General features: G+C 42.9%; 7 protein-coding genes. All 7 read right to left on the bottom strand.

What is annotated here, in order from left to right; genetic code table 11:
• Positions 1 to 213 precede the first annotated feature (213 nt).
• Positions 214 to 1497 carry an ABC transporter permease gene (locus BXP70_RS28170; protein ID WP_086597460.1) on the bottom strand — a complete coding sequence of 428 codons (1284 nt, stop codon included), beginning with the start codon at positions 1495 to 1497 and terminating at the stop codon, positions 214 to 216.
• Positions 1494 to 2417, bottom strand: coding sequence for an ABC transporter ATP-binding protein (locus tag BXP70_RS28175; protein WP_086597461.1), 924 nt, complete (start codon positions 2415 to 2417; stop codon positions 1494 to 1496). The genes BXP70_RS28170 and BXP70_RS28175 overlap by 4 nt, the downstream gene beginning before the upstream one ends.
• 1 nt (position 2418) lies before the next feature.
• Positions 2419 to 3093 carry a SagB/ThcOx family dehydrogenase gene (locus BXP70_RS28180; RefSeq protein WP_218779895.1) on the bottom strand — a complete coding sequence of 225 codons (675 nt, stop codon included), beginning with the start codon at positions 3091 to 3093 and terminating at the stop codon, positions 2419 to 2421.
• A 77-nt stretch (positions 3094 to 3170) separates the two neighbouring features.
• Positions 3171 to 4454, bottom strand: coding sequence for a YcaO-like family protein (locus BXP70_RS28185; protein ID WP_086597463.1), 1284 nt, complete (start codon positions 4452 to 4454; stop codon positions 3171 to 3173).
• Positions 4455 to 4469: 15 nt separating this feature from the next.
• Positions 4470 to 5582: a TOMM precursor leader peptide-binding protein gene (locus BXP70_RS28190; protein WP_179197888.1), complete on the bottom strand. Its 1113-nt coding sequence runs from the start codon at positions 5580 to 5582 to the stop codon at positions 4470 to 4472.
• A gap of 52 nt (positions 5583 to 5634) precedes the next feature.
• Positions 5635 to 8037: a TonB-dependent receptor domain-containing protein gene (locus tag BXP70_RS28195; RefSeq protein WP_086597465.1), complete on the bottom strand. Its 2403-nt coding sequence runs from the start codon at positions 8035 to 8037 to the stop codon at positions 5635 to 5637.
• Positions 8038 to 8071: 34 nt separating this feature from the next.
• Positions 8072 to 8776, bottom strand: coding sequence for a hypothetical protein (locus tag BXP70_RS28200; protein ID WP_143436763.1), 705 nt, complete (start codon positions 8774 to 8776; stop codon positions 8072 to 8074).
• Between the last annotated feature and the right edge of the window lie 175 nt (positions 8777 to 8951).

An 8951-nucleotide genomic window follows, 5' to 3' on the forward strand; every position in this document is an offset into this window, starting at 1 on the left:
CTATGCCCCTGCAACGTGGACCAAGCATTATCCATGTTGATGCAGCGCTGGTCCTGCTAGAGATAACGGTGCTTGATTTCTCTACAGTCGTGGCCCTTTAGAAGACCAAAATTTCTCCCAATTGCGATACGATGCTTTACAGGCATTTGCTGGTTCCGGCAAGTCGTCCCATTGGTTCAATGGGCTAGAAAACATTGCTAGCTAACGTGATGGTTAGTTGCTAGTAGCTAATGACCGCCAGATACTTTTCACAGAAACTGGGTTGCCATTGGCAGTAATAGACAAGCGATAAATTTTGCCAGTAACGTAAATCATGGCGAGAAAAGACAGCACAAGGATACTCAGCGAAAGCAGCAGTTGCTGTACCGGAACACCATAAGGCAAAATAGTGGGGATAGCCATCGGTGAGAAGAAGGGCACATACATGGCAATTTTCGTGACCATGCTAGTGGGGAAGCTAGCCGAAAACATGGCCACGTAAATACTCATGATATTGATGATGTTTCCCAGGAAAGAAAGTGACGCGCTGCTATCGGCCGCTGCACTCACGCCTATGGCGGTTGTAAAGGCCCCGTTCAAGAGAAATCCGAAGATGAAAAACAGGGGAATAAAGGTCAGCATCTTTTGGAGTGGCAGATACTGCACATTATTTAGAATAAAAGTTAGATTAAATGGTCCTCCGGATTCACTGCTGCCACCGCCAAAAAAGTTTACGTCGAGCCAGTGCAGTCCTTTTAAGTAAAGAATTGCCATAAATACCCATAAGGTCATCTGCATCAGGGATACGAAGCCGGAACCTAATATTTTTCCGAACATTAGATTAAAGGGCTTGACGTGCATAGACAATACTTCCGCCAAACGGTTTTGCTTTTCTTCAGCAACACTTTTTAAAATTGAATTATTAAAAAGAATAAGCAACAGATACAGCAACATGCCAGTTGTGTAAGCAATAGAAGCAGCTAGCATATTAACATTGCTCTTCTTGTAATCGACGACAACCGGGTAGATACTGCGATAGTTTGTGAGCGCCTCGAGATCTTGTTGCGATACTTTTATATTTTCAGCTAATGTTTGTAAAAAGTATTGATTGACGTAAGCCTCAATATCTTTGTATTGATTTTCGCGCCCAGCATCCTTTTGCGGTACATATAGCTTGATCGGCATACTAGACGATCCGGCAGCAGCATCGGCGGGAATGTACAGTACTCCTAGCAAGTCATTTTTGCGACTAGAAAGCTGTTTTTTGGCTTGTTCCAATGTACCCGGTAGGTGGAAAAACGTTAGCCCCCGGTACAAGATTGTATCTTTTGCTTGGGCCGCAGCTAGCTCACTCACAATACCTACCTTCACTACCGCCTTAATTGACGGCTTCATAAATATGGCAAAGAGAAAGGGTATTACAAATAGGATTGGAGATATCAGGGAAAATAATAGAAAGGATTTAGTTTTTACCCGAATTGATAACTCACGCTTGACGACATGATATAGCTGGCTCATACTAAGTTATTTAACGGATGAGAAAAAATGGTATTATTTTTTATAATATTGATAAATATATCGTTCATCGTTGGAGACGTTTCAACGAAACGTTGCACGCTAACATTGTCAGATAAAATATCTTGTAGAAAGACAGATGCCTCTTTATTGTCTTGTAAACTAACCCGATAATTATTCTTGTCACGCGAAACAAATATATATTTTGCTAGCAGTGAATCATCGAGTGTTCGATTAGTAGTTAGCTCATAAGTGCCCGTCTTAAAGTGCGCTTTCACCTCGCTTATTTTTCCCTCCAGCATTTTTACGCCTTGGTTGAGCAGGCAAACTTTATCGCAGATAGTTTCTACTTGGTCCATTCGGTGCGTAGAGAGTATAATCGCTACGCCATTATCGCGAAGGTGCAGGATCTCTTTTTCTAAGGCCTGCGAGCTTACCGGATCCAAGCCACTAAATGGCTCGTCCAGGATAAGTAGTTTTGGCTGATGCAGAATTGTACAGATAAATTGCACTTTCTGGCTAGTTCCTTTCGATAAGCGCTTGATGGGTTGATTAAGCACACCTTCTAGGTTGAACAAGTTTAGAAGGCGCGCCGTCCGATTAGTTACTTCGCGGCGTTTAAGGCCTTGCAGATCAGCGATGTAATTAATTTGATCTTGCACGCTCATTTCCTTATACAGGCCGCGCTCTTCCGGCATGTAACCAATTTGCTTGACGTGCCGCTCCTGGTATTTTTCACCGTTAAAATAGATAGCGCCGGCGTCAGGTAAGATAATGCGCGACAACAGCCGTAGCGTGGTCGTTTTTCCTGCTCCATTGGGACCAAGCAGCCCGTAGACACAACCGGCGGGAACATCTAGGTTCAGCGGCTTTAAAATAGATCGACCGTTATAGGATTTTGTAATACCTTCTAGCTGTATCATCTTAGTTAACCATAATCGTTAGAAAGGAAGCATTTTCATCGCCGTCAATCTTAAGCGCTTCGTCTACTTCGTGGTCAATGAAGCCGGCAGAGGCACATACCTTCAGGTCTAAAGCGGCGCAAGCCAAGTAGATGTTCTGTGACACGTGACCCACGTCGATTAAGCCAAGGCGGTAGGAGCGCATCAGGTATTTCTTGGTTAGCTTGCCGATCATGGAAGTCAGCACGATCACGACGGAAGCCTGGGAGAACTCTTGCTGGAAAAACACGTGCGTTTTCAGCCACTCGCGATAGTCACCTAGGTTAATTTCTTCCAACTCGTGGTTGAAGGAACTATAGTGGTAAACACCAAGCGGAATTTCTTCGGAACTGAGCACGAAGGCGAATACTTCCACAGAGTTCATTCCTCCCGAAGACGGCACATATTTACGCTTGGCCTCTGTGTGCTTGTAGCCAGCACTATAATGGAGTAGCGTAGCTAAGTTTTTCAACGTCATGGGATTATGCACAAAATCTCGCTGACTGCGGCGATTTTCTAACACGTGTTCCAGGCTCACATTTGGCAGTGCTGGCCGGGGCAGTGGCACGGTAGGTCCCTTAAATGTGAAGGTTACTTTGTCCTTGAGTTGAACAATGTCGTCGCGATAATGAATCAAGTGCTCGTTGAGCGCGTGCATGAAACCACTACTGTTCCTGGAGGCGCTATGGTATTTCTGGCTAGGATATAGTCGTTGATCAAACATGATAAATAGGCTTAAGAAAAGGGGTGTGGATAGGGATTAACTGTGGAGATGGTGTCGTCGTCGAATAAAGGGGACAACCAGCGGCAGGAGAAAGCCTGCGACAGCGGAATCATCTGGGGAACCGTCACTTTTGTGACGAAGCCAAACTCCTTCACGTCGGGGATGGAAACGTCTTTCCAGTACACGTCGTAGCCTTGCGCAGCCAGATCTTGACCAATGCCTTGCAATTCAGCGTAAGAATGGGGCTCCTGCAGCCAAGCTTTTTGCTGTCGTAGCTCCGGTAAGGTCACGGAAGGGGCAGTTTGTCGCAACAGGAAGTCAAAAGCGGGAGTATCTCGCCAGTTGGCGTACAATTCCATATGCTTGTCCAGGCTGTTCACCCAATCGAAGAGCTCGTAGTCCCGCTCACCCTGGCGTCGAAAGCCATTCCAGTTGGCCATTGTCCGAATGGATACTACTTCATCGACAGCCTTAATGATGGCCCGTTCAGGACTAGCATCAGCTGAGGCACCAACGCAATAGTAGGGGAACTCCTCACCAATGAGAATGGCGTACATGACCGGAATATTGACGATCGAAGAAATTTCAAACACTTGCAGGGAAAGCCCTTGGTCTTTGATCCGGTGCAAGCGCTCCGTGATATCGAAATCAATGATGGAGTTCAGGTCGATACGGGTACACTGTTGGCGAGTGTGCCAAGCTCGCATCATTGCATCGCGCTCCACTACCTCGCAGATACCTTTCCAAATGGCCGTGACTTGATCGGGAAAAAAAGCACAGCCCGTTGAAATTGGAGACGTATGCATCGGTCGATTGCGATATTGCATAAAACCTAGGTGCATGTGCTCGGAGGGTAAATAATCTGCGCTGTTGTCGGCGAGACGAATTACCTGGGTGTGCTCAATAGGTACTGGGGTTGTGACACTTTTGTAGCTGGGGGGGCTTGGCTCTTGGGGGTGACACCGCACGTAGCCTTTTGTAGCATCGACCGGCAGCATCACCGGCGTGTCCACCAAGTGTGAATTAGTAGAGCTATAGCGCTCAATCGTCTCACCGATTGTACGCAGCAATGTTTCCTTGATGTAGATAGAGGTGCCTGCTGAGGCATTCATATTGTTTTTGAAGTGACGTCCGATAGGGTTGTTGGCTAGCTTAGCCGTACCTACCCACCACTTAGGATCCGTGCCGCCCGTCTGCCGTATGTGGCTATACGTAACGGTATTGCCGCGCTTGCCCCAGTCGATAATGGGCGCGTATTTCTCTAGTCCGAAGACTTCTAATAGATTATAGTGCATGGCTAGAAATAATAATTAGTTAGAGCAAACAGGGCAACCCGGTACAGGCATTAAATGAATATTATCAATTGTTCCATTGAGGAAATCATAATCCACCACTCGGTTAATTAAATTTGGTTTCGACAATTTGGAAACAATCTTTGATAGCTCCGAAACAGCATAGCCGACAGCAGCGCTAGCACTGACTAAATCAACGCCTTTAATAGCAGTATCTACTTTCTGTTCTGTATCGTGTAAGTGCTGACTATGTACTTTGTCGAAAATAGCATCTTCTTTGTAGCTATTCTGTCGCAAAATCGAACAGTTATAGCAAGCCGTACTATTTGGTACGAAATACGGGCCTATCTCAAAGTGATTGTCCTTGCTGAGTACGAACAATACTTTCTTGTTCTTGATCTTGCAGAATTCGTTAAGTTGCTGCACGAAATTGATAGAAGGATTCTCGAGTCCTACGAGTACATAATGATAATCATCAATCCGTTTAGCTAATTCATTGCGTAAACCCGGTTCGTTTAAATCCGTGATATCTGTATAAGTCATTAAATCAGCTTCGCTCTCTGAGGATGGCAGCGTAACTCCTCCCTCAGTTCGAATATAATTTAATCCAATATGTTTAAAACCAGCAAGTTTGAGGTTATAAACAAACACCGGTGCTAAGTTTTCTGAAGCAATTAATAATACTTTGGCATTATCGATAGAAGACACAACAGATGTAGCGCTCTTATTATAAGCGGTCTTGCCGATTACTCGCTTATAGTAATCTTTTTGTAGCTTCCACGGATCGGTTTCCGCTGGCGTAGCTTGCACGTCATAATGTAAACCATCGGCTAACAGGTTATAAGAATGTAATATCTTGAGCATAGTAGCCACTTCGTTGATATCAAAGTCAGGCCTGGTAACATCAAATATTGAAGCCAATGTGTTTTTTCCATCGAGCAGGTGCGACAAAGAGCTAAATAGAGCGCTTGAGCTTTTTCCGCGCAACACTAGTTTGTCAGGTCCACCTCTGAACTGGAGGCCTAAGCCATATGGCGCATCATACACGCTAATTCCATCAATAAGTTTTGGTTGTTCAGGGAAACGAATGTTCTGATCTTCAAAAAAGTGGCTCCAGATGTGCTTTTCCATGGTGTTAATCATAAAGATGGTTAGATATAAATGAAAGTTTAAACGTAAGTGATTAGTTGGTTTCGAGATTTGTTACATCAAAGCCGGATTGTATACTACTTTCTTTAGAGCGGTAAGTTCCGTTTTTATTATTTCCAAATTTGTAGTTAAGTAGCAAGCGAAATCCTCGGCTGTAGTACAACACTTCGTTACTACTACTGTATTCCGGCAATACTATTTTTTGTTTTTGCGTAAAGCCTTTTGAAAATGGATTGTCTACTGATAGAGCTAAGAATAATCTTTTACTTATCATTTCCCGCTTAACAGATAGGTTGCTGAACGTATAATTATTTTCTGTTCCTTGTAGCAGTATCTTAGGAGTGTTAAAGGCGCCCCAAAGTTGCGTTGACCATTTGTTACCTATGCGGAATGTTGTGTTAAGTGTGTTGGTCAACCGGAGCCCAGTATTACTTACTACTGTGTTTGATACCTTGCGATAATTAAAATCAAATCCATAATTAATACTCCAAGCAGTAACAGGATATACAGTAGCCCAAAAGTTGAGACCAACTATTTTCTCACTGCCGGCATTAATGTACGTGGTAGTCGTGCCATCCTGTTGACTAATGACACTACTGACAGCACCCTGCGTGAGCGTCGTGTACACGGAAGCTCTGAAATAATTTGCTTCGATGTATTTTGATACACTCAATTCGATTACGTGTGAGAACTCTGGATTTAAATAAGGATTGCCGATATACTTAATACCTGATGAGATGTAAGACACAACAGGTAATAATAAGCTAAAAGGAGGTCGTTGAATACGATAATTATAATTACCCGTAAGCGTGGAAGTATTTGAGAGTTTGTAAACCACTGTCAACGCTGGGAATAGACTACCTCGTTTATAAGTATCTAAGTTACCTGTCTGATCTTCAAGCGAGTACTTACTGCTTGTGTATTCGTATCGTAACCCTAGCTTAGAACTTAATCGTGGCGTTGCGGCTAGTTTATAGGAGAAGTAGCTGCTAGCGATGGAATAGGAAAGCTGATATCCTGTGCGATCATTGCGGCTAGCTGTATAGTTGTCCACAGAGGAGCTGTCCAGTACCGCGTCATTTGTGCCAGCAGAGTAGCTCTTAGCAGCTTTTATACCTGCCTCGAAAAAGTGCTTCTTATGAATGTTGAACTCATAGTCAACTTTTGCCGAGCTTGTATAAAGTGTGTTCTTATTATTAATTCTGTTACACGTAGATAAAACGTCAGCCTCTCGTAGTAAGCGTACAATATTGTTGGTGGGCAAATAGCCTCCTTCAATAGTAGCGCTCACTTTCTGATCGTTTTTACTGAACTTTCTCTCGAAAGAAAGGGCAGAACTTATGTTGGCTGTTTTGTTATTCGAAGCAAAAAGCCCTTGATACTGCGAATTAGTGTGTTCTTTCGTGTAAGAGGAAAATGATTCTTCAGGCTTAACAGTTTGTAAAAAAGCATTTAAGCTTAGCTCGAAGTAGTTTTTTTTATTTAGCGTCGCAATGGACCCTTGGTAGCTACTGGATAAACCGCGCGTTCTGCCCGCAGACCTTCGATTAAAAAAAGGTGCTTCCTCATCTGCATATTGCGCTATTTGTTTAGCTTGTGTACTATTGTAGAAGGAGAGGAATCCTAACCCGTTTGATATGGATAAATTTTTCGTATTGTAAGTGTCACTTGCAAATAAATGACTACCTCTGCTTCCTAGGCCCGTATTCAACGACCCGGAGTGATTGAGCGCAACTGGATTTTTTGTGATAATATTTATAATGCCTGCTGCTCCATCCGCATCGTATTTAGCACCTGGTGCCGTAATCACCTCTACTTTTATAATCAAGTCAGAAGGAATTTGTGCTAATAAATCACTAGGTTGTAGATAAGACACAGCACGACCGTTTAGTAGAATTTTTATACTCGCGCTTCCCTTAATGGAAGGCGTGCCGTTTACATCTACTGATACCAACGGTGTTCGACGTAAGACATCCGTAGCATCTGTACCAGAGTTAGCGATGTCCGCAGCTACATTATAAATTACTGCTTCTCCCGTGTCCTCAATTAGCTGCTGGTGGCCTGTGACAACTACCTCTCTTAGTGTCTTCTGCAATAAAGGGGCTGCTTTGTCTGGCACTGACGTCAAGGTAATTGTCTGGCCAGGCTCGATTGCTCTACTGAGGGTACTGCCATACCAGCCTTTTCCAAGCTGTACGCTTATATTACGTATTTGAGGTAGTATCTCAACTGGTAATATGGCCAAACCTAGGGAGTCAGTTTGTTTATATCCTAAGATTGTTCCATCACTAGCATTGTACTTTAATATACATTTATAGCATGGAATATTCTCTTTTAGGTTAATAAGCAGAGAATAATCTTGATTAACTTTAATAGATTGGCTTTGTACTGCTCCGACACATACAAACAAGAATAAAGCAGCGAATATAGTCTTCATATAATAAATGTTTGTAGTATACGAATAAACAGCACTAAGGCCTTTGGAATACAGAATTATTAATATTTTGATTTGTCTTAATATTGAGCACTTGCACGTAAAGAGAACCTTGTGGGCTACTCATCTCTTTGCTAAAAGGAAATGCTACACCACCAATAGTTTTGTAATTTGATAATTGTAATTGACCGTAGGCGCTTTCAATTCTACGAAGTGTGAAGTCAGAAGCAGATATATATGCTTTTTCTGAATATTTATTCTTGTATAGCACGTTTATGACATAGCAATCTTCTTTGCCAACCTTGCTCTTGCCAAGTAATTTTAAGGAATCTACTTTAGTTGCTGGATCATAATAATAACTATAAATAGGACCATTAAGATTCATTTGATATTTATATAAAGTCAATTCTTGGCTAGTAAGATCTTTTGGTTTTGTTGAACCTTGAAAAGGATTTATTTGCCATCCCGTATTATCTACCACGCAAACTACTACCTTCTTGCCGGGTACTACATTTTCTGAATAAAACGCCTTATTATTGACAACAATAATTTTTTGTGGTACTTCATAGTTATTAGATAAAAGCTGCTGCTCGTACGTTACATTAGACAGGTTTTTTAACCGCTCAACACCACCTGCTTTCTCAATGTATTTCTTGCATATCTCATCTAGGCTGAGTTGTGCTTTCGCCTCTGTTGCGCCTGCCGTGAGTAGTGCCAGCATTACTAATGATAAATTCTTCATAGTTTTTCTTTTAAATAGTGATAGATGAATTTTATAAGGAAGTGCAGCGGTCAGCAGTTTAGCTTTAGGCTTATGATGCCGACCGCTGTTCTCTATGGCTAGACTTCGCCGCCAGCCACCGCGCCCATGTCCATACAGCCAAGCGTACCGGCTGTGCCTGCGCTACCTAGGCAGC

The sequence above is a fragment of the Hymenobacter crusticola genome (assembly GCF_002154225.1).
In the GTDB taxonomy this organism is placed as follows: Bacteria; Bacteroidota; Bacteroidia; order Cytophagales; family Hymenobacteraceae; genus Hymenobacter; species Hymenobacter crusticola.